The sequence below is a fragment of the Phytoamicus setariae genome (assembly GCF_016722925.1).
Taxonomy (GTDB): domain Bacteria; phylum Pseudomonadota; class Alphaproteobacteria; order Rhizobiales; family Rhizobiaceae; genus Rhizobium_E; species Rhizobium_E setariae.
This window is the reverse complement of the sequence record NZ_JAEQNC010000001.1, coordinates 413026-438401: the sequence shown is the minus strand read 5'-3', so window position 1 is coordinate 438401 and position 25376 is coordinate 413026. Positions and strand designations below refer to the sequence as shown.

Below are 25376 nucleotides of genomic sequence, written 5' to 3'. Positions count from 1 at the left end.
CATGAAACGGTCACTTACCCTTGCCCTGCTGATGAGCATCGCCGCGCTGCCGGCGCTCGCCAACGACACGACAGCACAACTGGCGACTGGTGGGCTCGAATTTACCCGCACCGATGCAATCTCGATGGAGGAAGAGAAGCTCTATATCTCCCCCAAGGAGGTGCGGGTCGACTACATCTTTCGCAATACCGGCGACCTACCGGTCGAGACGTATGTGGCCTTCCCGATGCCAGACATCGACGGCGGTCCGGAATCCAATGTCGATGCCGGGGATCTGGCCAGCGACAACTTTCTCGGCTTCTCTGTGGTGCAGGACGGAGTAGCGATCAAGCCTGATCTGCAGCAGCGCGTCTATTCCAGCGACATCGACATGACCGATGTGGTCGCCGCTGCCAAGATACCGATGAACCCGCTGAGCGAACAGGCGCGCAAGGCACTTGCCAAGTTGCCCCAGGAGACGCTCGACGACTGGCAGAACCGTGGCCTGATCTTTGCCGATGTCTATGACGACGGATCCGGCGAGAAGAAGGAATATGTGCCGCTCTGGACGCTGAAATCGGCCTATTGGTGGAAGACCAGCTTTGCGCCGGGCAAGGACATCCAGGTCGCGCACACCTATCGGCCGAGCGTCGGTGGCACAGTCGCAACGACCTTCCTGGATGAAAACAACGAGGCAAAAGGCGCGCGTTTCGACGAATACAAGAAGAAGTATTGCATCGACGATGCCTTTGTCAGACTGGCGAAGAAATCCAACGAGGCGATGAATGCAAACCAGCCCTCGCTGGTGGAAAACTGGATCTCTTATGTACTGACCACCGGCGGCAACTGGGCTGGCCCGATCAAGAAATTCACGCTTGTCATCGACAAGGGCGAGCACGACAATTTCGTCAGCTTCTGCGGCGAAGGCGTCAAAAAGACCGGCGACACCACATTCGAGATGACCGCCACGGATTACTATCCGGAAAAGGATCTCGATATCCTGCTGCTGGTGCCGACGGGAGCACCCTGAACCAATGCTCAGATTTACTTAATATGTTCACTAGTTTGATCTGGATCAACGAAAGCCGGCCGGATTTGCATCGAATTGGATGGAGTGCACGGGCAATTGCGCCTGTCGCCGCCATTCGGGAGGAAATGCAATGGGCAAGATTTCAGTCGCCGCCAAGATCACGCATGTACCGTCGATGTTCATTTCGGAGCAGCCCGGCCCTAACCAGGGTTGCCGGCAGGCGGCGATAGACGGCCTCGGAGAAATCGGCCGCCGCTGCGATGCGGCCGGTGTCGACACCATCGTCGTCTTCGACACGCACTGGCTGGTCAACACCGCATTCCATATCAATTCGCGCGCGCGATATGCCGGCGTTTATACCAGCAACGAATTCCCGCATTTCATCCAGGACCTGAAATACGACTATCGCGGCGCTCCGGAACTCGGCGATGCGGTTGCGGCCATTGCCACCGAGAAAGGCGTGCGGGTGATGTCGCACCATGTCGATACACTGGATCTGGAATATGGAACGCTGGTGCCGATGCGCTACATCAATGCCGATGGGCGTTTCCGGGTGCTGTCGATCGCCGCATGGTGCCCATGGCACGAAATGGAAGACAGCATGAAGATCGGCCAAGCGGTGCGTGAGGCGATCGAAGCCAGCAATCTCAATGCCGCCGTGCTGGCCAGCGGTTCGCTCTCGCATCGGATCCACGACAACAACGATGCGCCCGCCGGCATTCACACGATCTCCGACGAGTTCTACCGGCAGGTGGATCTGCGTGTCGTCGATCTGTGGAAGGATGGCCGCAACAAGGAGTTCCTCGACATGTTGCCGCTCTATTCCACCCTCTGCCACGGCGAAGGCTTCATGCACGACACGGCCATGCTGTTCGGTGCGCTGGGCTGGGACCGCTATGCCGGAAGGGCGGAAATCCTGACGGACTACTTCACCTCGTCGGGCACCGGTCAGATCAACGCGGTGTTTCCGCTGGCGGCATGACTGCGGGATGCGTGTGAGCGCCCCCTCATCCGGCCCTACGGGCCACCTTCTCCCCGCTGGGGAGAAGAGGGTGATTGTTGCTCGCTCTCAAATCATGCAGCGCCCGGTGTATCCGATTGGCAGATGCCGCGAACTCTCCCTTCTCCCCAGCGGGGAGAAGGTGGCCGAAGGCCGGATGAGGGGGCGTCAAGGCACGATGGCGACCAGCTCGAGCCTCTACAGCCCGATCGCAGCTTCGGTCTGACCCAGCATCTGGAACACGGTCGACACGATGCCCTTGCGGTCCAACCCCGCCATGGCATTCATGGTTTCGGGCTTGGCCTGTTCAATGAACAGGTCGGGCATCACCAGCGGCCGCACCTTGAGGCGACCGTCGAGCAGCCCTTCATGCGCCAGGAAGTGCAGCACATGCGCGCCGAAGCCGCCGATGGCGCCTTCCTCGACCGTCAAAAGCACTTCGTGATTGCGGGCAAGCTGGCGGATGAGATCGATGTCCAGCGGCTTGGCGAAGCGCGCATCGGCAACCGTGGTCGACAGGCCAGCGGCGTCGAGGTCTTCGGCCGCCATAAGGCAATCGGCAAGGCGCGTGCCGAAGGACAGCAGTGCCACCTTGGTGCCCTGCTTGACTACCCTGCCCTTGCCGATCTCGAGAATTTCGCCGCGCGCCGGCATCTCGACACCAACGCCCTCGCCACGTGGATAGCGGAACGAAATCGGGCCGTCGTCATAGGCAGCAGCGGTGCGGACCATATGCTTGAGTTCGGCTTCATCGGCCGCCGCCATCACCACAAAGCCCGGCAGCGTGGCCAGATAGGTCGTGTCGAAGGAACCGGCATGGGTCGGGCCGTCTGCCCCGACATAGCCGGCGCGATCGATGGCGAAACGGACCGGTAGGCTCTGGATCGCCACATCGTGCACCACCTGGTCATAGGCGCGCTGCAGGAAGGTCGAATAGATGGCCGCAAACGGCTTGTAGCCTTCGGCGGCCAGACCTGCGGCGAAAGTAATGCCATGCTGCTCGGCAATGCCCACATCGAAGATACGCTTGGGGAAAACCTCGGCGAACTTGTCCAGCCCCGTGCCGGTCGGCATGGCGGCGGTGATGCCGACGATCTTCGGATCGTGGCGTGCTTCCTCGATCAGCGCCTCGGCGAAAACCGAGGTGTAAGCAGGTGCATTGGGCTTTGCCTTGGCCTGTGCGCCGGTGATGACATCGAACTTGTTGACGCCATGATACTTGTCGGCAGCGGCTTCGGCGGGCGCGTAGCCCTTGCCCTTCTGGGTGACGATGTGGATCAGCACCGGGCCGTTGCCATTGTCGCGGACATTGCGCAGCACGGGCAGCAGATGTTCGAAGGAATGGCCGTCGATCGGGCCGATATGGTAGAAGCCCAGTTCCTCGAACAAGGTGCCGCCGGTCACATAGCCGCGCGCGTGCTCGACTGCCCGGGTAATTGCGCGGTCGATGTTCTTGCCGAGATATGCGGTCAGCTTCTTGCCGATCTCGCGAAAACCGAGATAGGTGCGGCCAGAAGCCAGACGCGCCAGATAGGCGCTCATCGCCCCGGTCGGCGGGGCGATCGACATGTCATTGTCATTCAGGATGACAATCAGCCGGGCATCGAGCGAGCCGGCATTGTTGAGCGCCTCGAACGCCATGCCACCCGAAAGCGCACCATCGCCGATGATGGCGATGACATTGCGCTTGGACTCGTCCATCTCTGCGGCAACCGCCATGCCCAAACCGGCGGAAATCGATGTCGACGAATGCGCCGCTCCGAACGGATCGTACTCGCTTTCAGCGCGACGCGTGAAACCGGAAAGCCCGCCTTCCTGACGCAAGGTGCGGATGCGGTCGCGGCGGCCGGTCAGGATCTTGTGCGGATAACACTGATGGCCGACGTCGAAGATCACCCGGTCGTAAGGCGTGTTGAAAACCTTGTGAACGGCAATGGTCAACTCGACCACGCCGAGGCCGGCGCCCAGATGTCCACCGGTCTTGGAGACCGCGTCGACCATTTCGGCGCGCAGTTCGGCTGCCAGTTGCGGCATATCCTTGTCATCGAGCTTCCGAAGATCATCGGGATAGATCACCTGGTCAAGGAGCGGAGTCTGCAGCATTGGGTTCACTTAAAGGTCCTGTTCGCCGGACAATTGTTTGATCCGGCGTTATTATCGGTCTCACCACCTTTTTCAATCGCCAAGGGCGGGTAAATTAAGGCGCAAAACAACAAACTACAGGCATTCCACCATCAGGGCAAAGGCAAACCGCTCATTTTTCAGTGATTGTGTCGATTTGCAGCACCCTGGATTGCGTTGCCGTCAGCGCGCCAACACCGCGTTTCGGATCGCATGAATTGCGGCAAGCGTCAGCTTCGTGCGCTTGGCATTGATGAAATCCGGCCAGGTCGAGAGTTTGACCGCGATGAAATCCGCATCTTGGTCCATATAGAGCAATTGCCCGAAGACACCGCGCGACATAAGCACCGGCCGGTCGACATCCTCGACCCAGAACTGGTTGTGGTAGGCGCCATTCGGCAGCACGAACCTGTAGTCCGAACCGAAGACCGCGTGATTGCCGCCGCTTCTCGTTTCAGCGACCCATGCGGCCGGCACGATCTGGCGGCCATTGAAGGTGCCGCCGGCAGCGATCATCGCGGCAAAACGGCCATAGTCGCGCAAGCTGGCATTGAAGCCGCCGCAGGCCAGCGCATAACCGGCGGGATCGACGGTGAAGGAGGCATCGTGCTCCGCACCCATCGGCATCCAGATTTCTTCGCTGACAAGCTCTGCCAGCATCTTGCCTGTGACCCGCTGCAGGATGAAGGCCAGCACATCAGTCTCGATCGAACGATACTGGAAGGCCGCGCCATGCGGACGCTCGGCTTCGCTGAGTTCGAGGATCAGCTGCCAGACGGTTTGTGGCCAGTTCACGCTCTTGCGCTCCTTCCAGCCGCAGGCCGCATCGAGTTTGGCGACATGCGAATCCGGTGCGGTGTAGGTCTCGTCGAACGTTGTGCCGGTGGTCATATCCAGCACCTGCTGCATGGTGGCGCCGCGATAGGCTGTTTTTTCGAGTTCCGGCAGATAGGCCGTGACGGCGGCCTGCGGATCGAGCAATCCACGCCCGACAATGATGCCGGCTAGTGCGCCGACCACGGATTTTCCGACCGACTGGCTGAGATGCAAGGTCTCCGGCCGCATGCCGTTCATGTAGGTCTCGGAGACGATCTTGCCGCCATGCATGATCAGCAAACCGTCGGTGAAGGTTTCATCGAGAAACGTACCGATCGTCCGCTCCGTGCCGTCGTGGCTGAAGCGGATAGCGGAAAGATCCTGATGGGCTTCAGCCAGCGGTGACACCGCTCCGGTGCCGCGCCACACCCGGGTCGTCGGCACGAAATCTCGGACATTCTGGAAGGTATAGCGGTTATAGGGCCCGATATCCCATTCAGCACGCGGAATGACCGGTGCACCCGGGTTTTTCGGGTCGCGATAGGTGTGGTCGCCAGTCATGATGCCTCCCAGTGCGAATCTGCCCCTCACCCTAGCCCTCTCCCCGCAAAAACGGGGAGAGGGAATCCGCTCGGCGTTTCGCTTCTCCACCGGAGTATTTCTCCAACGTCGAGAAATGCGCTGAAAGCGAGGCAGGTGTGACAAGACTCCCTCTCCCCGCCCGGCGGGGAGAGGGCTGGGGTGAGGGGCAAAAATCAACTCGCTGGAAGCGGAATGAACTCTTCCTCATCGCCCGGCACGATATCGAACTTGCCGGTGCGCCATTCTTCCTTGGCCTGCTCGATGCGCTCCTTGGAGGAAGAAACGAAATTCCACCAGATGTGGCGCGGGGATTCCATCGTCTCGCCACCGAACAGCATGACGTGGCAAGGCTCGTCGCCCGTCACCAGATCCAGCGTATCGCCGGGCCGGAACACCAGCAACTGGTCGGTTTCATAGCGGGTACCCGAAACCGACAGCGCGCCGGAGAGGATATAGGCGGCGCGTTCCTCGGCGCCTGCCTGGAATGGACATGCGGAATTCGGCTCGATCCTGAGATCAACATAGAGCGTATCGGTCGGCACGGCCACCGGCGACTTCAGCCCCTGCCAGTTGCCGATCACCACGCGGCCCGAATAGCCCTGTTCGGAAAATTCGGGCAGATTGCCCGCCTCGGCATGCAAGAACGACGGGTCGTTGTTTTCATGGCTTTCGGGCAAGGCCAGCCAGGTTTGCAGTCCCGACAGCGAGAACGGCTTGCCGCGCAGGTTCTCCGGCGTGCGCTCGGAATGCACGATACCCCGGCCCGCCGTCATCAGGTTAATATCACCCGGCCTGATCACCATGCCGGTGCCCAAGCTGTCGCGGTGGGTCATTTCGCCATCAAACAGATAGGTCACGGTGGAAAGCCCGATATGCGGATGCGGCCGGACATCTAGCCCCTGGCCTGCCCTGAACAGGGCCGGGCCCATGCGGTCGAAGAAGATGAAGGGGCCGACGAGCCGGCGCTTGGCGGTCGGCAGTGCGCGGCGCACTTCAAGCCCGCCAATGTCGGACGTGCGCGGAATGATCAGCATTTCCACTTGATCGACGGCGGCATGATCGCCGGCTTCTGGGTCGGGACACGGAAAGAAGGACATGGGTGCACCTCACAAAGGTGAAATGAATTTTAGCGTAGGCGATCATTGCATAGATGGGTATGAGAAGGAAACCGCTGAAAAACTCCAGGACAAAAATGTCAGATCCCATCCGCCTCGACCAACTGCTCGTCTCCCTCGGCCTGTTCGACAGCCGCTCGCGGGGGCGCGATGCGATCCAGCGCGGCACCGTGCGCGTCGATGGCAAGATCATCACCAAAGCCGGCTTGATTGTATTTCCGGATTCCGTGGTCATCGTCGACGACCCAGCGCAGACCTATGTGTCGCGCGCAGCCCTGAAGCTGATCGCCGCACTCGACCATTTCGGCCTTTCGCCTGCAGGACTCGACTGCCTCGATATCGGCGCATCGACCGGCGGCTTCACCCAGGTCCTTCTGGAACGCGGTGCAAACCATGTCCTGGCCGTCGATGTCGGTCACGATCAGCTCGACAAGCGGCTGCGCAGCAATCCGGGGATCACCAACCTCGAAGGATTGAATGCCCGGATACTGGACGAAAGCCACCTCGACGGCCGAACCATCAAGGCTGTGGTTTCGGATGTCTCGTTCATTTCCCTGAAGCTCGCATTGCCGCAAGCGCTCGAGCTTGCGGAAAGCGGCACCTGGTGCGTGCTGCTCGTCAAGCCGCAATTTGAGGCCGGACGTGACAATGTCGGCAAGGGTGGAATGCTCAAAGACCCGGAATCGGCACCGAAAATCGCTGAAGATCTCGAACAATGGCTGAATTCGCTTGGCGGTTGGCAGAGCCTCGGTGTAATCCCCTCTCCAATTTCCGGCGGAGACGGGAATATCGAATTCCTCTTGGCCGGAAGAAAATCATGAGCACAGAAACAGTCACCATCCATGCAATAGGCGCCGAAGGCGACGGCATTGCCCGTACACCGCAGGGGCCGGTCTTTGTCCCCTTCACGCTGCCGGGCGAAGAGGTCGCCATCGCTAGGGTGAAGAGCCAGGGCACGGCCATGTCGTGGGCAACCACATCGGCCGACCGCGTCGCGCCGAAGTGTCGTCACTTTGGCCCCGAGGGCAAGGGCGGCGCCTGCGGCGGCTGTTCGCTGCAGCATTGGGCCGATCAGCCCTATCACGACTACAAGCGCGGGCTGGTGATCGATGCGCTGAGATCGCACGACATCGAGACCGAGGTGGCGCCGCTTGTCACGTGCTCTGCCGGCGAGCGCCGGCGCGTGACCATGTCAGGACGGCTGACCGACAAGGGCGTGGTGCTCGGATTCATGCAGGCACTGAGCCATACCATCGTGCCGGTGGAGGAATGTCCCATCGCCCAGCCGGCTATCGTGGCGCAGCTTGCCGCCGTGCGCCGGCTAGCCTCGGCGCTCGCGGCAGGTTCGGAGCCCTTCCGGGTGACCATCCAGGTGACGACTTCGGGTCTGGACGTCAATTTCGCCGATCTGAAGAAGCCCGATGCCAAGAAGCGACAGGCCGCCACCGATCTGGCCATGCGCGAGCCGCATATTGCACGCGTTGGGCTCGAAAACGAGATCCTGATCGAGACGCGCAAGCCGATGATCGAATTCGACGGCGTTCCCGTCGTGCTGCCGCCGGGCAGCTTCCTGCAGGCGACCGCCAGCGCCGAAAGCGCCATGGCGGAACTGGTGATCGCCCATGTCGGCAAGGCCAAACGCGTCGTCGACATGTTTGCCGGCTGCGGCACGTTTTCCTTGAGGCTGGCGCGCAAATCGGCTGTTCACGCCGTGGAATTCGATGCACCGGCCCTCGCCGCACTCGATCACGCCGCCCGGCACGCACAAGGCCTGAAGCCGGTCAGCATCGAACGACGCGATCTCTTCCGCCGGCCGATGCTGCCGCTAGACCTCAAGCATTTCGACGCTGTCGTGTTCGACCCGCCGCGCGCAGGTGCGGAGGCGCAATGCCACGAGCTTGCCCGCTCCAAGGTTGCCCGCATCGCGGCCGTCTCGTGCAATCCGGTGACGCTGGTGCGCGATCTGTCGATCCTGATCGCCGGTGGCTACAAGCTCAAGTCGGTCACGCCCATCGACCAGTTCCTCTGGTCCTCGCATGTAGAAGCGGTGGCACTGCTGGAGCGGTAGAGCCTTACTTCTTCCTGGCGAAGAACGCTTCATAGACTCCGGCGGCTTCGCTGGACTGCAACTGATCGAGGAAATGCTCCATTTCCTCGTCGATGCGGCTGCGGATCACGTCGCGGTCGCCCTTGAGCAGCTTGCGCGACAGCATCAGTGAATTGTGTGGGCGGGCAACCAGATTGGACGCGGCTGCAAGCGTCGTCGCCTCGAGTTCTTCCTCGCTGACCACTTTCCAGACGATACCCGCCTCACGTGCTTCTTCGGCACTGAACGGCAGCCCGTTGACCAGCATGGCAAAGGCGCGCTGATGGCCCATGATGGCCGGCCCGAGCAAGGTCGAGCCTGCCTCGGGCACGACCGCGAGATCGGTGAAGGGGGTGCGGAAAACCGTGCGCGGCGTGGCGAAAGTCAGGTCGCAATGGAAATTCATCGTCACGCCAATGCCGATGGCAATGCCATCGACGCCGGAGAGCAACGGCTTGGTGAACCGCGCGAGTTCCCGGACGAAGGCGATCACATTCTTGCCTTCCTCCCTCACCTTGGCGATTTCCATGAAATCCATCAGGTCGTTGCCGGATGAAAAGCAGCCGGGCGCACCGAACAGGACCGCCGCTTTGATCGCTTCGTTGGCGTCGGCATCGGCAAGCGCCAGTGCCATGGCGCCATACATTTCGCGGGTAATGGCGTTCTTCTTGTCGGCGCGGTTCATGCGGATGACAAGCACGCCCGGATGATCGGCAGGAAGTTCAAGCAGGATGAGATCAGTCATGATAAACCCCTAGAAAATAGTGAATTTTAGACCCCTCCCAACCCTCCCCCTTGTGGAAAGGGTTTGGGAGGGGCCTTTCTAAAAATTCCTTAGCCAAGTGCAGCGCGGGCGGCCGCCAGGCTTGCCGCACCGTTGACGACGCGATCCTTGAGAGCGGTGGTCTCCGAAATCAGGTTTTCCGCCGCAAACCGGGCAAGTGCCACGCGGGCCTCGTCCTTGCCATCGCCCGCGTCCGCCAGCCCGGCCTTGGCGAGGTAGACGCCGGTCAATGTCAGGCCGAACTGGCGCTGGAAGGGCGTGGCACCGGAAAGCGCCTCGGCTATCCGGCCCTCTCCTTGCGCAGCAAGCAGCCATTCGGTGGCTTCATCCAGATCGGCCAGTGCGATGGCGAGTTTGTCGGCGGTGTGCCCGAAACCCGGCCTGTTCGATTTTCTGACATCCTCGACCACGGCTTTGAGTTCGCCGATGAACCCACGCACATGGGCGCCGCCCGATAGCGGCAGTTTGCGACCGATGAGGTCGATCGCCTGGATACCATTGGTGCCTTCATAGATCGGGGCGATGCGCGCATCGCGATAAAGCCGCGCCGCGCCCGTCTCCTCGATGTAGCCCATGCCGCCATGCACCTGCACGCCGAGCGAAGAGACCTCGACGCCGGCATCGGTGGGAATGCTTTTCGCCAGCGGCGTCAGCAGATTGGCGCGTTCCTGCCAGAATCCACGATCGGCACCGCTGGTTACCTCAACCATGTCGATGGCATGTGCGCAGGCATAGGCGATCGAGCGGGCGCCCTGGGTGATGGCCTTCATGGTCAATAGCATCCGCTGGACGTCGGGATGCTCGATGATCGGGCTCATGCCATCGCCCTTCCAGCCTGGCCCCCTGCCCTGCGTCCGCTCGCGGGCATAGAGAATGGCCTTCTGGGTCGCGGCCTCGCAGATCGCGACGCCCTGCATGCCGACGGCAAGCCGGGCATTGTTCATCATCGTGAACATGCAGGCGAGCCCCTTGTTTTCCTCGCCGATGAGCCAGCCGACAGCGCCCTTCTCGGCACCGAACTTGCCATCGCCATAGATCATCGTGCAGGTGGGCGAAGCGTGGATGCCCATCTTGTGTTCGAGCGAATGGCAATAGGCATCGTTGCGTGCGCCGAGCGACCCGTCATCGTTGACAAGGAATTTAGGCACGAGGAACAGGGAAATGCCGCGCGATCCAGCCGGCGCGTCCGGCAGGCGGGCCAGCACCAGATGGACGATGTTGTCGGTAAAATCATGCTCGCCATAGGTGATGAAAATCTTCTGGCCGAAGATGCGGTAGGTGCCGTCGTCGCGCCGCTCGGCGCGCGTCTTGAGAACGCCGAGATCCGAGCCGGAATGCGGCTCGGTGAGGTTCATCGACCCCATCCATTCGCCCGACACCATCTTCGGCAGGTACTTTTGTTTCAGCGCGTCGGATGCATGGGTGGCAATCGCCTCGATGGCACCGATCGTCAGCGTCGGCCCGATGGCAAAGCCCATCGCACCGCTGTTCCACATCTCAAGGGTTGCCACGAGCAATTGATGCGGCAAGGCCTGCCCGCCGAACTCTTCCGGCGCGGCAAGCGAATTCCAGCCGCCCTCGGCCCAGCGAGCGTAAAGACCGGCCCAACCGTCTGGTGTCTTGACCTTCCCGTCGACGAGACGCGCACCCTGTTTGTCGCCGATCTCCGCTAGAGGGGCGACTTCCTCGGTGGCAAACCGACCGGCTTCGGAAAGAATGGCATGGGCAAGGTCATCGGAAAGGTCACCAAAGCGACCCGCGCCCAGAACCCGATCCAGACCCGTCACATGCTTGAGGGTGAAAAAAATGTCTTCGACCGGCGCCTTGTACATGCGTGCCCTCCATTCTTTGTCCGTGCCTTCCAGATTGCATATGTAGCTGGGCAATGCGACTGAACTTACGTTGAATATGGCTATTTGATTTTTACGTAAACGTCAATTTCAATGAGGAGCGTCGCGACCGGCAAATCATTGGTGCCGTGACCGCGAAGAACCGGCGCGCGAAGCTATCGACAGCGCAACCGACTCTCGATATCCATCGACTGAATTGTATCATTACTGGTTATTGGATTGAAACCGATGTCGCTCGAACGACGCCTTTCATTGATTACTTCTCTCATCATCGCACTTACTCTCGGCATTGGCGGCTTTATTTTCTACAACGATGGACGCGGCAGTCTTGCTGCCGGCGAGAAAGAGCAGATTGAGGCAACCGGACTGGTGCTGACCACCACGATGAGCCAGGCGGAAAGCCTCACGGTCAGCCACTCGGAGCTTCTGGCGCAAGACCCTGCGGTCATCGAGCTGATGAGGACGGGCGACCGCACGGCGTTGCAGGCAAGAATGAAGCCGGTCTTCGATAGCTTGAAGGTTGATGCCGGGGCAGACGTCCTGCATTTCCATACCGCGGACATGAAATCATTCCTGCGCGTCTGGAGTCCGGACGATTACGGCCAGGACCTGTCGCGTATTCGCCCGATGATCCTTTCCGCCAACAAGCATGCCAAGTCACAGAAAGGACTCGAGATCGGCCTGAGCGGCCTGAGCCTACGCGCAGTTTCCCCCATTCGGAGCGAGGGTGTTGTGGTGGGCACGGTTGAAGTGGGCGTCAGCCTCAAGACGCTCATGGAACTGGCCAAGTCCTCGACAGGTGCTGATTTTGCAATCTTCCTGGACCCGCAATTCATTCCTGATGGCAAAGGCGGCCACGGCGAAAAAGGAGCTGCGTTGCAGCTGGGCGCAGCAACGGACAGCCAGCTTTTTGACGATCTTCAATCGCGCGGACTGGTGCATCTGACTCGCTCAGCAGAAAGTTCGACCACCAGGCTCGGCGACATACAGCTCGGCCTGCTCAACCGTCCGCTGCTCGACTACAGCGGCAAGATGATTGGAACGCTGATCGTGGCGAAGGATTTCACCGCGATCGAAGCTGGTTTCCGGGCGACGCTGGTTACTGTCGCTGTTGTTGCCATCTGCGGTCTGCTGATCGCTTACGGCGTGTTGATGGTAATGCTCCGTGCGCTGGTCTTCCGACCGCTTGAAAAGCTCGCAGCCGACCGCCTTGGCGGGGAAGTAAACAATCCAGCGGTGTGCCTGAGCACCTATCTCCGGATCCGCAGCATCCCCCTGCAAGAACCTCTCCTGGCCAACACTTCCCTGACCACCGACAACGAGCACTGACATGCGCTTTTCGAGATCGTCGTTGATGCTTGCTGCCCTGTTTATTCTCCTGGGGCTGCGACCACAAACCGTTACAGCAACGGAAAGCACCGCGCCTCAACCTCTGCCGGCTGGAATACACCTGCCCGTCAAAGTCCATTTGTCCGCCCGCGTCCTGAACATCTCGCGCATCGAGGAGACCAAGGGAGAGGTATCAGCGCGCCTTGAATATACCCTTTCCTGGCGGGACGACTCACACGGCTTCGACCCGCTCGCCGCCGGCGTCTATCGTCAGGATTTCTACGGTGGCGAAGCAACAGGCGCACTCAAGGCCATGTGGCATCCCGACGTATCCATAACCAACCAGCTCAGCGACCCGAGATCCCAGTCTGTTGCCGTTTCGGTGACATCGGAGGGGGACATCACGGTTGTGCGCCAGATCGACGCCGATTTCCGTATCTTGGTCAACCTGGCGGCTTTCCCGTTCGACAGGCAAAAGCTCGATTTCGCCTTCGTGGCCGCCCGCTATCCGACGAGTGAGGTCATCTTCACGATCGATGACCGTGATCGGGAACTGTCCTCAATCAGCGAAAGCCTCTCGGTCGCCGACTGGCATCCCGGCAATCTCGGTTTCACCCTCGAGCAGTTCTATGGCTGGAACGCCAAGCCGTTCGTCCGCGCCACAGTGACGGCAACGGTCGAAAGAGCCTGGCCGCGCTACCTGCTGCGCCTTTTCATACCTTTCGCTGCCGTCGTTTCCGTCTCGCTTTTCATACTTTGGGCACCGGAAAAACTGCGGCTGGACCACGCCGGCATCATCTATTCCGCCCTGCTTGCGCTCGCCGCACTCAGCTTCACGTTCGAATCGAGTTTCCCGGGTTCGATGTCGGTGAATTCGCCGATCGCCTTCATGATTTCGATCGGCTACTTCTACCTGGTGCTGACACTGCTCGTTCATCTCAGCCTGATTTACGCCAATATCCCGGTTTTCAGCCGTTATCCTTTCCTGAGAGCCGAGATCCGCAACAATGTGCGGTTCGTGCTGCCAGCCATATTCACATTGGTATGCGTCTGTTCGGTCGTACGCTCCCTGACATAGGACCTGGACCCCGCGGCTGCCGACAGATCTCCCTGCCGGCAGCTTGTCGCAGAAGGCGCGGACGCACCAAGTCGCCTGCGGCTCAGTAACCGATCTTGTAGATCTGCCCGGTGTTGTGGCCTTCGACGCTGCGGGAGAATGCAAGAGCGGCGTCAGCAACCGGTACGGGTTTGAAGCCGCGGAAATACGGGCCGTAATGGGCTATCGCTTCTTCGAACATGGTGGCGCTGACGGCATTGATGCGAATGCCGCGCGGCAACTCGATTGCGGCTGCCTTGACGAAGGAATCGATCGCGCCGTTGACCATGCTCGCATTGACGCCACTCAGGATAGGCTCATAGCCGAGAATACCGCTGACGAGCGTGAATGAACCGCCATCATTGAGAAACTTGGTCCCTTCCAGCACGAGGTTCACCTGGCCCATCAGCTTGTCCTTGATGCCGATGGACATCTTTTCCTCGGTGATCTCTGCGAGCGGGCCGAAATGGGCCTTGCCGGCTGTACAGACGATCGCATCCAGCTTGCCCGTCTGCTCGAACATTGCGCGAATACTCGTGACGTCCTTGATGTCGACTTTCACGTCGCCATTTCGCGACGCTGAAATTATGTCGTGACGTTTCGACAGCTCGGATGCCACTGCGCTGCCCAGGATACCGCTCGCGCCCACAACCAGAATTTTCATTTTGTTCCTCCAAAGCACTTACCAAAGGTAAGTTCGATCAAATTTTAGCCAAGGGTTCAACCGTTTCCGAAAATAATTGTGTCACAAAGGGGCATCGCTACAATGGAGGAAATCGTGTCACTGGGTGCAAGCAACATAGCGTTCGTCGCTGATGATCCGGAGTTCATCGCAGGACGGGCAGAAGACGTCCCGCTCGAACTTGCACCGATCAATCCGAGCTGGATTACGTCGGGTGCCCCCATCGCACGGGCAGGCCTGCATTCGCCGAGCATCGACGGTATGACATCGACGAATATCTGGGAGTGCAGCGCCGGAAGCTTCTGGTGGACATTCTACGACGAGGAAACGGTCTTCATTCTCGAGGGATCGGTCCGCATTACCTCGCAGAGCGGCGAGGTGCGCACGCTGAAACCAGGCGACATCGCCTATTTCGCCGCGAGCACCAAAGCACACTGGGAGATCGATGATTATGTGCGCAAGATCGCCTTCTGCCGTCGCCGCCATTCGCCGCAAGTGCAGGCTTTGCGGAGCATGCTCGGCCGTATGAAACGGGGCCAGATCCCCAAGATCACCCGCCCGTCCCTCCTCGGCACGCTCGCGGCCCTGCTGCCCTTGTGAGCGAAGCAATAGTTCGATACTTTAGCTTTGCCTCATATTAACCAAATATTGACCATATTGCCGCACGATCCTTTTTCAATATCACGGCACGGTGGACATGAAGATAGCTGCAGCACTTGCGATTGGCCTGTTTGCGCTCGGTGGGGCGCAAGGCGCAATCGCAGCGGATGACGAGCCTTGGAAAAACAAGACGACCTCCCTGGTGATCGACGCCTATGAGTTGAACACCGTCGAATGGGACAAGATGGTGACCAACAAACGGATCGCCGGTTTCATTTCCAAGGCCTCCGACGGATTGCCGGAAGTCTACGACTGCAGCAGGAAACATAACGGCGACACCGTCAACCACTGCAAGACGATGTGGCGAAAATACGCGGTCAGCCGCGAGCTCCACCAGACGCGGCGTCTTCTCGCCAAGGCTAATGGCCTGCTGTGGGGCGCCTACCATCTCGGCCGGCCCGGCAATCCGGTCGACCAGGCCAACCATTTTCTCGATTACGCTGCACCGGGTCCGGAAGACATGATGGTGCTGGATATCGAGAGCCTCGATTCCAGCCAGTTCATGTCACTGGACGATGCCGAGACGTTCGCCCGCCATATCAAGGCGCGCACCGGCCGCTATCCCGTCCTCTACATCAACCATGACACCGCGCGCTACATTGCCACGCGCCGCGAGCAATACCGGCTGCTGTCGCGCTTGCCGCTCTGGTACGCGCGCTACAAGCCGGAGATCAAGGGCGTGTTTCCGATGGGCAACTGGGACAACTACATGCTCTGGCAGTTCTCTTCATCGACCAACTGCGACGACCGCTCCTGTCCCATGCGCATAGAAGGCACGCTCGACGACATCGACGTCAACACGGTCCCTATCTCCCGGGAAGCTCTGGCGAAGATCTGGGGCAAGGGCGAATTGTTGCCGGAAAAACCACCGGCCTTGCAATATCTCGTCAATGTGAAGGGTAGTCTCGGCACCAGCGCGCTTGCCGGCCTGGGCTTTGGGAGCGCCCACTCGCTAGCGCGCGTGCCATCCGTGCTAACCGCATTGAATTATCAGGAAGATTAGGCGCGTTGCTCACGACAGGCAAGCCTGGCGAAACATACGATTGCTATAGCTGCGGGCCATAGTAACCAGTTTCAGAGTACGCACATGCAGGGACTAGCTCCGGAAGACCTCTCCACGATGGCGAAACTGCAGTATTTCGAACGGGACTTGGCGGCAGCTGCGGTGCTGGAAAAGCCGGCCGTACACACGGAGTTCCTGCGCACCGGCCGCATCGACCGTACCCGCCCCAACTGGGAGCCGACCGAGAAGCGCTATCTGTCCTACGAAGAAGTGGCCGAGCGGACCGGCAAGGTATTGTCCAGCGCCGGCGTGCGCACCCACGAGCGGCTCAACAACTTCCATCGCAGCATCCAGTTTCCGCGCATGATCTTTCATCGCACGCTCAAGGGAACGCCGCATCTCGGCTATTGCCATGTGACGGCGGCGAAATCCAGTTTTGCCGAGTACAAGGATGTGAAGTGGTCCTTCTACATCGCCAACTTCTCCGCCGAGATCGCTACCGAAGACCTCGAGTTCCACAAGATCAACATGCGCGCCGAACGCATGTACTTCGCCGTGGCGATGGAAAAGGACGAGGAAAAGAAGAAGTTTGCGATCAACAGGTCGATCCGTGGCAACGGATTGCTTTTCCGTACCCACGACCCCAAAATGGCAATGAAGAACGTGCTGCTGCTGGGCGCCAAGCATGAGGCCGCACGCAGGATCATCAACGCGCTCTAAGCATATCGCGGCGTTTTGCTTGGCAAGGGCGAACCGTCGCTGTATACGCCGCTAACAGCTTTAGAATTGCGGCGGATCATGGCCGAATTGATCGACATCACATTGGAACCGGAGCGGGCGATTGCAGAGGCTTGCGTCGTTCTGGCGCGCGGCGAACCGATCGCCATCCCGACCGAGACGGTCTACGGGCTGGCGGCCGACGCCACCAACCCGGCCGCGATCACCCGTATCTACGAGGTCAAGGGTAGGCCACGCTTCAATCCTCTCATCGCCCACATGTCCTCACTGGAAATGGCACTCAAACATGCGGATTTCGATCCCCTGTCGATGGTGCTTGCACAACGCTTCTGGCCCGGCCCGTTGACGCTTGTGGTGCCGGTGAAAAGTGAAAGCCCGATCCATGATCTCTGCACGGCGGGGCTCTCCACGATTGGCGTCCGCGTGCCGGAAGGGTTCGCCAGCCTGCTGATCGCCGCTTTCGGCCGACCACTCGCCGCACCCAGCGCCAATACGTCAGGCCGTATCAGCCCCACCTCCGCCGCCCACGTATTTGCGGATCTCGGCGAGAAAATCCCGCTGATCGTGGATGGCGGTGCCTCGCCGGTCGGCGTCGAGAGTACGATCATCAAGGTCGAGGATGGCATTGTCCGGCTGTTGCGTCCGGGCGGGCTCGATGTCGCCGAAATCGAGGCCATGCTGGGCGTGCCCGTCCAGCGCTCTGACCACGCGGAAGCAATCGAAGCGCCGGGCATGCTGGCGTCGCATTATGCACCGCATGCGCCGGTGCGGCTCGATGCCCGATCGGTGGGCCATGATGAGATCCTCGTCAACTTCGGCAATCAGACCATCGAAGGTGGCGACACAGCCATTACCCGGTTCGATCTGAGTCCTGCCGGAGACCTTCGCGAGGCCGCGGCAAATCTGTTTGCGATCATGAAGAAGGCGGACACGCTTTCAGCCCGCGCCATCGCATTTGCGCCCATACCGGCCGAGGGGCTTGGCGAAGCCATCAACGATCGGCTCGCCCGCGCCGCAGCTCCCAGGGAGTAGGTTATGCTTGATCCAGATCTCATCGCCCGCTTCGCCGCCATCGTCGGCGTAAGCAATGCCATTACCGACCGAAACGAGATCGCCCCACACCTTGTTGAAACGCGCGGCCTCTATCATGGAGCATCGCCTCTGCTGCTGAAGCCCGCCAGCAAGGAGGAAGTAGCAGCAATCCTCAAGCTCGCGAGCGAGACCGGCACGGCAATCGTGCCGCAATCGGGCAACACCGGCCATGTCGGTGGCCAGACGCCGAGGGCAGGCAAGGACGACGTTCTGCTCACGCTTTCGCGCATGAACCGTGTCCGGGAAATTGACACATCAGCAAATCTCATCGTCGTCGATGCGGGCTGCGTGCTGCAATCGGTTCACGAAATCGCCGAACAGCATGACCGGCTGTTTCCATTATCGCTCGGCTCGCAGGGCAGTTGCCAGATCGGCGGCAACCTGTCGACCAATGCCGGCGGTACGCAGGTTCTCGCCTATGGCAACATGCGCCAGCTCTGCCTTGGGCTGGAAGTGGTGCTGCCGACCGGAGAAATCTGGGACGGGTTGAGAAAACTCAAAAAGGACAACACCGGCTACGACCTCCGGGATTTGTTCATCGGCGCCGAGGGCACGCTTGGGGTGATCACCGGCGCGGTGCTCAAGCTTTTCCCCCGTCCAAGGGGGCATCAGGTGGCGTTTGCAGGCCTCGCCAGTGCCGAAGACGCGCTGGTTTTTCTGGGCATGGCCTCGGATATCTGCGGCACCTCGCTCACCGGCTTCGAGCTGATGGTCCGGCTCGGCGTCGAGTTTACCGTTCGCCACATTCCCGGGGTGCGCGACCCGCTCTCCGAGGCCTATCCATGGCATGTCCTCATCGATATCTCGACCTCGGACAGCGCCGAAAGTGCTGAAACCATGCTGCAGGCCCTGCTGGAAAAAGCTTTGGCAGCTGACATTATCAAAGATGCCGCAGTTGCGACGTCCAGTTCGCAGGCACGCGCCTTCTGGCACATGCGCGAAAGCATGTCGGAAGCCCAGAAGCCGGAAGGCGGTTCGATCAAGCACGATGTTTCCGTACCTATCTCGTCCATCCCCGAGTTCATGGCCAAGGCGGAGAAGGCTGTCACAGCCGTCGTGGCGGGCGCCCGCATCTGCGCCTTCGGCCACATGGGCGATGGAAACATCCACTACAACATTTCCCAGCCTGTCGGCGCCGACAAGCAGGCCTTCATCGGACGCTGGCGCGAGGTCAATGCCATCGTCCATGGGCTGGTGCTGGAGTTTGGCGGCTCGATTTCGGCCGAACACGGGATCGGGCAATTGAAGCGTGACGAACTCGCCGAAATCCGTCCCGCGATCGAGATGGACCTGATGGCCCGCATCAAGCGCGCCTTCGACCCCGCCGGCATCATGAACCCGGAAAAGGTGATCCGCCCGCAATGACCCGCGCGATCAAGACCAATCTGCGGCTGACATTTCCCGGTGGCTCGCCGCTCAGCCATGGCAAGGCAGAGTTGATGGAACTGATCCGCGAAACCGGCTCAATCCGCCAGGCTGCGCAGCGGATGGACATGTCCTACAGACGTGGCTGGCTGCTGACCGACGAACTCAACCGCATGTTCCGCGAGCCGGTGGTCGCCACCAAGCACGGCGGCAAGAGCGGTGGTGGCGCGGTGCTGACGGAATTCGGTACGGCACTGCTGGCGCGCTTCCGCGACATGGAAATACGCACGCAACTTGCCCTGAAAGCCGATCTAGACTGGCTTGAAGCCAATGCCCAGCCGCCTCAGGATCCATCGGCGGAGGTGTGAAAGACGCTGGCGCTGTCGACGGTGACCGCCTTGAACAGCGCATGCACCAAAAGCCCCTTGTGGAGTGAAAGCCGCTCAGCCGAAAGCAGGGTGATCCGCGACACCAGCTTCTGGCCCGAACAATCCAGGCTGACCAGCACATGCGGGCCGTCCGGAACCATATCGGTTATTGTGCCGCTGAGGTGATTGAGTGCGCTGATATTGTCAGGACGTTCAAGCGCAAGCATGATGTCAGTTGATGCGATCCGCATGCGCACAACGGTGCCTTCCGGCAAATCGACAGGCTGCAGAGTGACGATATCGCTGCCAACCTCGGCGATGCTCAGCCCATAATAAGGTTCGTGTCCGATCAAGCGGCCATCGAGGATCGACTGCGGCACCATGCTTTCCGGCATGCCAAAGGCTCCGGCAAACACCACGTCAGGGCGACCTGAAGCCTTCACCCTGCCCTCGTCCAGCAGCACGACGCTGTTGGCCAGTCGCGAAACCTCGTCGATCGCATGGCTGACATAGATGACCGGAATGCGCAGCTCGTCACGGATGCGCTCGATGTAGGGAAGGATTTCCTGCTTGCGGGACCTGTCCAGCGCCGACAGCGGTTCGTCCATCAGGATCAACCGTGGGGCTGCCAGAAGTGCCCGGCCAATCGCCACGCGTTGCTTTTCTCCCCCCGATAGCGTCGCTGGGCGCGCGCTCAACAATCGTTCGATCCCGAGCAGCGCCACGACCTCCGCCTCGGCCATCGCCCCCGCATCCTTTGGCGCGAAGAAATGGCCATAGAGCAGGTTTTGCCTTGCGGTAAGATGCGGAAACAGCCGTCCCTCCTGAAAGACGTAACCGATGCGCCGCTTGTGGGGCGGCACGAAGATGCCCTTGGCGGTATCGTTCCAGACCGTGCCATCGAAACGGATCGTTGCCTCTCGCGGTCGGGTAAGGCCGGAAATGACCTGCACCAGCGTCGTCTTGCCCGAACCGGACGGGCCGAACAGCGCTGTGACTCCACCGCCCGCTTCGAACGCCGCATCGATCTCGAATTCTCCCTGTCTGTGCTTGACCGAAACAGAGATCATCCGCTCGCCCCCACGCGTCGGGCTATAAACCGCGATACGAAACCGGACAGGAAGATAGCCGCAAACGAGATCACGATAGAAAGCAAGGTCAACCGGAACACGGTGGGTTCGCCATCAGGATCCTGCAATGCCGCATGAACAGCAGAGGCCAGCGTCTGGGTTTCCCCCGGTATGGCCGAAACGAACGTAATCGTCGCACCGAACTCGCCAAGCGACCGGGCAAAGCAAAGAACGGCCCCAGCAAGGATGCCGGGCAAGCTGAGGGGCAGCGTTACCGTCAGGAAGACCATCAGCGGCGAAGCGCCAAGCGTCGAGGACGCAGCCTCAAGCCGCCGGTCGATCGCCTCCATGGAAATCCGGATCGCCTGCACCAAAAGCGGAAAACCCATCACCGCCGCAGCGAGTGCGGCGCCCGTCCAGCGGAACGAAAAGACGATGCCGAAGGTTTCGAGAAAACCTCCGAATATCCCCTTGCGGCCAAACGCGACCAGCAGCAGGTAGCCTGTGACGACAGGCGGCAGAATCAACGGCAGCGAGATCAGCGCACTGAACAGCGATTTGCCGAAAAACTCATGCCGGGCAAGGATATAGGCCGCCAGAATGCCAAGCGGCAGGCTGACGACAACCGCCAGGCCCGCCACTTGTAGACTAAGGGTGATCGCCACCCATTCTTCAGCGCTGAATTGCATGCTCGATGGTTATCAGGAACCTGTGAGCACGGTAAAGCCGGCTTGCTTGAAAACAGCTTGGGCTTCGGCCCCGTTCAGGAAGGAAAGAAAGTCCTTCGCTTCCGCTTTGGTCGATGCCGCTACGGGTGCCACCGGATAGACAATCGGCGTGTGACTGTCCTCACCAAACGTATCGACGACCTTGACGCCCTGCTCAGCCTTCGCATCGGTTTCATAGACGATCCCGAGCGGTGCTTCTCCGCGGGTCACGAGTTGGAGCGCCGCGCGCACGTTGTCGGCGCCTGCAACCCTGGATTCGACGTCCTTCCAGACACCGTAGAATTCGAGCGATTCCTTGCCATACTTGCCGGCGGGAACACTCTTGACCTCACCCATGGCGAGATGGCCGTCCTCACCTAGCGCCTTGGCCAGCGGAAACTCCTTCTCGATCTTCAGCGAAATGGTCGAATCCTTGGCGGCTACGAGCACCAGTCGGTTGCCAAGCAGCTTGACCACTTCCTCCTTCTTCACCGCGCCTTTCTCGACCAGGTAGTTCATCCATTTCATATCGGCCGAGATGAACACATCCGCCGGTGCGGCAGCCTCGATCTGCTTGGCAAGTGCGGAGCTTGCGGCAAATGAGATCGACACTTTGACGCCAGCCTTCTTCTCGTAGAGAGCTGCGACTTTGTCGAGCGACCCCTTCATGCTGGCAGCGGCAAACACGTTAAGCACTTTGTCTTCGGCGCGGGCAGGCAGCAGCGAGATAGCAGAAACGGCAACTGCAGCGGCGACGGAAACCAGAAATGAACGGCGAAACATCTACTTCTCCCATATCGTGATATACGGAGGAATATAATGGGTCGCACACAAAAGCAATCCGTCCAGCGCGGAACGAATTACCGTTTCAACTGGGCTATCGAAAGAAGTGTATCGGCACTGATGCCGCCGGAATTGTTGGAAAACAGCGCCAGCGTCGGATCGCTATCGGTGCCGTTGGCCAGATCATACATGGCCGTGAAGCGCCCGACGAACTTTTCCAGCTTGTCGGGATCCTGCAATTCCGCAAAATCCATGTGGCGCTCAACGAGAGCCTTCTGCTTGTCGATATCCATGGTCGACATTTCCGCGGGCAGATCGAAGGTCGTGCGGAACACTTCCAACAGCGCCGGATCGCCGAGAATATCGTAGGCGGTATTGATTTCCGGCATCATGCGCTTGAAGTACAGCGCCAGACGAGCGCCACTATTGTCCTCGCCTGTCTGCTCTTCCAGGCTTTGCTGGAGATAAAGATACTGGGTCATCATCTGGCCGTAACGGCCCTGGATGCCGGTTTCGCGGGTCGCGAGGTTGCCGTCCTTGCCGAAATTGAACGACCCGACAATTTCCGTGAAACGATGATCGGATTGCTGATTGGCAAAACTCTTCGGGTCGTTGAGATCGGACTCGAAAAGCTGCTTCATGAAATCCTTCGTGATTCCTTCGGGATCAATGCCATTGGCTTCGAGCACGAAATTCACCAGCCGGCTGTTGCCAAGGAAATCCGACACCGTCCTGATGTTCTGTACCTGGTCGGCGTAGTATTTCGCCTCCTTGGTCGCGTCTTCCTTTTCGTCCTCGTGGCCGTAGCGGGTCTTGAGGATCACATAATCCTTCGCCGTCTGCTGAATGGTGGACTGCGATTGGGCCAGCAGCGGCGCGGTCTTCTCGCCATCGGAATTGAAGTTGAACGCTGCGGCCATTTCCTTGAAGCGGCCATCCTTCTGGGTATTCGCAAAGCTTTTCGGATCACTCAGATCGCTGGTCAAAGCCTTCTTGATCGTCGCTTCCTTGGTCGTGGAAGGATCGAAGCCAAATGCGGCCAGGACGAAATTGTAGAGTTTCTTGGTTCCCGTGAGTTCGTCGAAACTGTCGACGCCACCGATATAGGACCGATAGAACTCGTAGATCCCATCGTCGGCTTCCTCCTGCGGATCGTCATAGCGCTCCATATAAAGGCTTGAGGTCGTCGCGGTCTGGGTCGCCGTCTGGGCAGAAGTGCCGCTGGCAAGCGAACCATCGGCCTGGAAGTTGAACGCCCTGGCAAGCGCTTCGTATTTCGCCCCGCCCATGGTCGTTGCATAGTTGCTGGGATCGCTGAGGTCGCTGGTCAGGATGTTTTCCACCGTGGCCTTGAGCGTCGAGTTTGGCAGACCGAAGGCGGTCTTGACGTAGCTCAGCATCCTCGCATCGTTGACCAGATCGCTGACATTGCTGATCAGCCCGATGTGATTTTCAAAGTCGACCTTGTTCAACTCGGCTGCGGCAGGAACCGTCCGGCTTGGAACCGTGAACGTATAGGCTTCCACCACCGCATTGGTCTGACTGGCATCCTGCGCGCTGACTCCGGCGTCGAGGCCTCCAGCCGCGTTGAAGTTGAACGCAGCCGCAAGCGCGACATAGTCTGACTTGTTCTTGGCCGTCAGCGTATTGACGAAACTCCCGGGGTCACTGACGTCGCTCGTCAGTACATTGGTCAGGAAGTCACGATTCCAGTAGACCTTGTCCAGGCCGAACGCATCCAGCGCATAGTCCCGGAGGCTGCCGTTGTTCAACAACTGATCCACTGACGTGATTGTTGTCACAGTGTTCTTGAAATAGGCGTTGGCGACCGAAACAGCCTCGGCCTCCAGCTCAAAATTCTTCTTGTAACTGTTGATGACATCTTCGACCTGCCCCGACGTCTGGGTAATCGCGGTGCCCGAAGAAAACTGAAAAGCCTCTGCAAACTTGCGGTAGCGGTCGTCTGTGAGCTTGTTGGCGAAAGAATTGTCGTCCGTGAGATCGCTATCCAGCACCTTTTTCATGAAGGCCTTGGCATAGGTCATGTCTTCAAGGCCATGCGCTTTCATGGCGTAGGAGAACAACCTGTAGTCACCGACGAACTCCTCGACGGTGTTCACCTTACCGATATTGTCTTTGTAATACTGCGCCGCGCGCGCCACGGTCGTCGACGAGCCCACGCGCTCGAGGTTTGCCTTGAGATCGCGATTGACCAGATTGTAGCTCAGAAACGTCGAGACCATATCGATACCAGAATTCCGTCAAATGCCGGAAGGATACTGCAAAAGTCTTATCCGAAACTTACCCGCCATTGCTTGCGATGCCTTAAGCCGAACTTTCAAAATCGCCGGATCTTGTTCACGATTTGCAAACCCAACCGCCTTGCAAATCGCTAACCATCGCGAGAGGCAAAGTTTTCTTAACCGAGATTTTTAAGCCGCCTAAAACGCCCGGCTTCTATCTTGAACTCATCAAGAGGACGCAAAGTCCCAAGCAGAGAAGAGCCTGAGCTCTCAAGATAGAACAGGGTAGAAGACCATGCAAAACACCGTCATGCAGCCCAGCTGGGCATCGAAGATCCTGAGACTCGATCCCGGCCTGTTTCCGCAGCAATTGACTTATCGGATCGACAATTCCACGGAAGTCGTCTCGATAACCATCGATGAACGCGGCGCCGTCATGCGGCGAAACCTGCCCGCGAGCGGCCTGCCATTGACTGTTGCACTGCCCTCACGGGTATTTGCCGGCGTCGCCGCCCGGGCAATCGATCACGGCAATGGAGAAGTCACGGTCACGCTGGAACTACACCACACAGACCCCGGTCTATGCATTCCGCTGCTGGTGGCACACGACTTGTTCGATGTCGCTGCGGACTGGCGGTCCTGGTCGGAAGCCTACGGCATTCCGATGCTGATGGTGGAAGCCGACGGCATCGCCCGACCGCTTGACGAACACCTGCTGACAGCGGGCTCCAAGCCGCCAAAGCCGCGTCGCCGCCATTCCTACTTCGCAGATCGCAGGCCGCGCTTCCTCGTTCGCCGCAAATCAGGCACTCTCGGCATCCGGATGAAGCTGGAAGGAAAAGAAATCTTTCCGCTGGATTGACCGATCCTGCAGGCA

Annotated in this window: 23 protein-coding genes; 13 read left to right on the top strand and 10 right to left on the bottom strand. The window is 59.7% G+C overall.

The features are described 5' to 3' along the window. The first annotated feature begins 1 nt into the window (after position 1). Both JJB09_RS02050 and hpaD read left to right on the top strand, forming a co-directional pair. A complete protein-coding gene (locus JJB09_RS02050; protein WP_201652290.1) occupies positions 2–1009 on the top strand; it encodes a DUF4424 domain-containing protein in 1008 nt (335 codons plus the stop codon). A 130-nt stretch (positions 1010–1139) separates the two neighbouring features. Continuing rightward, the gene (hpaD, locus tag JJB09_RS02045; RefSeq protein WP_201652287.1) at positions 1140–1991 is read left to right on the top strand and encodes a 3,4-dihydroxyphenylacetate 2,3-dioxygenase; all 852 of its coding nucleotides are present in this window, start codon (positions 1140–1142) and stop codon (positions 1989–1991) included. Between the two features lie 216 nt (positions 1992–2207). Here the strand turns inward: hpaD and dxs are convergent, their stop codons facing one another. From dxs to JJB09_RS02030, 3 genes are all read right to left on the bottom strand, one after another. Next, positions 2208–4112, bottom strand: coding sequence for a 1-deoxy-D-xylulose-5-phosphate synthase (gene dxs, locus JJB09_RS02040; protein WP_210341630.1), 1905 nt, complete (start codon positions 4110–4112; stop codon positions 2208–2210). A 201-nt stretch (positions 4113–4313) separates the two neighbouring features. Continuing rightward, on the bottom strand, positions 4314–5507 hold the full coding sequence (locus tag JJB09_RS02035; protein ID WP_201652281.1) for a serine hydrolase domain-containing protein: 1194 nt from the start codon (positions 5505–5507) through the stop codon (positions 4314–4316). 194 nt (positions 5508–5701) lie between these two features. Beyond that, positions 5702–6625 (bottom strand): pirin family protein, encoded by a 924-nt coding sequence (locus JJB09_RS02030; protein WP_201652278.1) that lies wholly within the window; start codon positions 6623–6625, stop codon positions 5702–5704. A 95-nt stretch (positions 6626–6720) separates the two neighbouring features. Between JJB09_RS02030 and JJB09_RS02025 the strand changes: the two genes are divergently transcribed. Both JJB09_RS02025 and JJB09_RS02020 read left to right on the top strand, forming a co-directional pair. Continuing rightward, positions 6721–7464, top strand: a complete 744-nt coding sequence (locus JJB09_RS02025) for a TlyA family RNA methyltransferase (RefSeq protein WP_201652276.1) — start codon at positions 6721–6723, stop codon at positions 7462–7464. Continuing rightward, the gene (locus tag JJB09_RS02020) at positions 7461–8711 is read left to right on the top strand and encodes a class I SAM-dependent RNA methyltransferase (protein ID WP_201652273.1); all 1251 of its coding nucleotides are present in this window, start codon (positions 7461–7463) and stop codon (positions 8709–8711) included. The genes JJB09_RS02025 and JJB09_RS02020 overlap by 4 nt, the downstream gene beginning before the upstream one ends. Positions 8712–8715: 4 nt before the next feature. On the opposite strand, the gene JJB09_RS02015 is transcribed toward JJB09_RS02020, so the two are convergent. Next, positions 8716–9474: a crotonase/enoyl-CoA hydratase family protein gene (locus JJB09_RS02015; RefSeq protein WP_201652270.1), complete on the bottom strand. Its 759-nt coding sequence runs from the start codon at positions 9472–9474 to the stop codon at positions 8716–8718. 89 nt (positions 9475–9563) lie between these two features. Next, complete coding sequence (locus tag JJB09_RS02010) at positions 9564–11345, bottom strand: acyl-CoA dehydrogenase (protein ID WP_201652267.1); 1782 nt, start codon at positions 11343–11345, stop codon at positions 9564–9566. A 246-nt stretch (positions 11346–11591) separates the two neighbouring features. Between JJB09_RS02010 and JJB09_RS02005 the strand changes: the two genes are divergently transcribed. Together JJB09_RS02005 and JJB09_RS02000 are read left to right on the top strand one after the other, a co-directional pair. Beyond that, positions 11592–12692, top strand: coding sequence for a cache domain-containing protein (locus JJB09_RS02005; protein ID WP_201652264.1), 1101 nt, complete (start codon positions 11592–11594; stop codon positions 12690–12692). Between the two features lies 1 nt (position 12693). Beyond that, positions 12694–13770 (top strand): ligand-gated ion channel, encoded by a 1077-nt coding sequence (locus JJB09_RS02000; protein WP_201652261.1) that lies wholly within the window; start codon positions 12694–12696, stop codon positions 13768–13770. Between the two features lie 82 nt (positions 13771–13852). On the opposite strand, the gene JJB09_RS01995 is transcribed toward JJB09_RS02000, so the two are convergent. Next, the gene (locus JJB09_RS01995; protein ID WP_201652258.1) at positions 13853–14452 is read right to left on the bottom strand and encodes a short chain dehydrogenase; all 600 of its coding nucleotides are present in this window, start codon (positions 14450–14452) and stop codon (positions 13853–13855) included. Positions 14453–14566: 114 nt separating this feature from the next. Between JJB09_RS01995 and JJB09_RS01990 the strand changes: the two genes are divergently transcribed. The 6 genes from JJB09_RS01990 to JJB09_RS01965 all read left to right on the top strand — a co-directional run bounded on the left by JJB09_RS01990 (position 14567) and on the right by JJB09_RS01965 (position 19696). Further along, on the top strand, positions 14567–15070 hold the full coding sequence (locus tag JJB09_RS01990; RefSeq protein WP_201652255.1) for a cupin domain-containing protein: 504 nt from the start codon (positions 14567–14569) through the stop codon (positions 15068–15070). Between the two features lie 97 nt (positions 15071–15167). Further along, a complete protein-coding gene (locus JJB09_RS01985) occupies positions 15168–16133 on the top strand; it encodes a glycoside hydrolase family 25 protein (RefSeq protein WP_201652252.1) in 966 nt (321 codons plus the stop codon). A gap of 117 nt (positions 16134–16250) precedes the next feature. Beyond that, on the top strand, positions 16251–16853 hold the full coding sequence (locus JJB09_RS01980) for a DUF6656 family protein (protein ID WP_201652689.1): 603 nt from the start codon (positions 16251–16253) through the stop codon (positions 16851–16853). A 78-nt stretch (positions 16854–16931) separates the two neighbouring features. Further along, entirely contained in the window at positions 16932–17903 is a 972-nt protein-coding gene (locus JJB09_RS01975; protein WP_201652248.1) for an L-threonylcarbamoyladenylate synthase, read from the top strand. Positions 17904–17906: 3 nt separating this feature from the next. After that, positions 17907–19328 (top strand): FAD-binding oxidoreductase, encoded by a 1422-nt coding sequence (locus JJB09_RS01970; RefSeq protein WP_201652245.1) that lies wholly within the window; start codon positions 17907–17909, stop codon positions 19326–19328. After that, positions 19325–19696, top strand: a complete 372-nt coding sequence (locus JJB09_RS01965; protein WP_201652242.1) for a winged helix-turn-helix domain-containing protein — start codon at positions 19325–19327, stop codon at positions 19694–19696. The genes JJB09_RS01970 and JJB09_RS01965 overlap by 4 nt, the downstream gene beginning before the upstream one ends. On the opposite strand, the gene modC is transcribed toward JJB09_RS01965, so the two are convergent. From modC to JJB09_RS01945, 4 genes are all read right to left on the bottom strand, one after another. Continuing rightward, the gene (gene modC, locus JJB09_RS01960) at positions 19672–20766 is read right to left on the bottom strand and encodes a molybdenum ABC transporter ATP-binding protein (protein WP_201652239.1); all 1095 of its coding nucleotides are present in this window, start codon (positions 20764–20766) and stop codon (positions 19672–19674) included. The genes JJB09_RS01965 and modC overlap by 25 nt on opposite strands. Continuing rightward, positions 20763–21455 (bottom strand): molybdate ABC transporter permease subunit, encoded by a 693-nt coding sequence (gene modB, locus JJB09_RS01955; protein ID WP_201652236.1) that lies wholly within the window; start codon positions 21453–21455, stop codon positions 20763–20765. The genes modC and modB overlap by 4 nt, the downstream gene beginning before the upstream one ends. A gap of 12 nt (positions 21456–21467) precedes the next feature. Beyond that, complete coding sequence (modA, locus tag JJB09_RS01950; protein WP_201652233.1) at positions 21468–22256, bottom strand: molybdate ABC transporter substrate-binding protein; 789 nt, start codon at positions 22254–22256, stop codon at positions 21468–21470. 77 nt (positions 22257–22333) lie between these two features. Beyond that, complete coding sequence (locus JJB09_RS01945; protein WP_201652230.1) at positions 22334–24499, bottom strand: DUF1217 domain-containing protein; 2166 nt, start codon at positions 24497–24499, stop codon at positions 22334–22336. A gap of 295 nt (positions 24500–24794) precedes the next feature. Here JJB09_RS01945 and JJB09_RS01940 point away from each other — a divergent pair, with 295 nt between their 5' ends. Beyond that, positions 24795–25361, top strand: a complete 567-nt coding sequence (locus JJB09_RS01940) for a DUF6101 family protein (protein ID WP_201652227.1) — start codon at positions 24795–24797, stop codon at positions 25359–25361. Positions 25362–25376 lie beyond the last annotated feature (15 nt).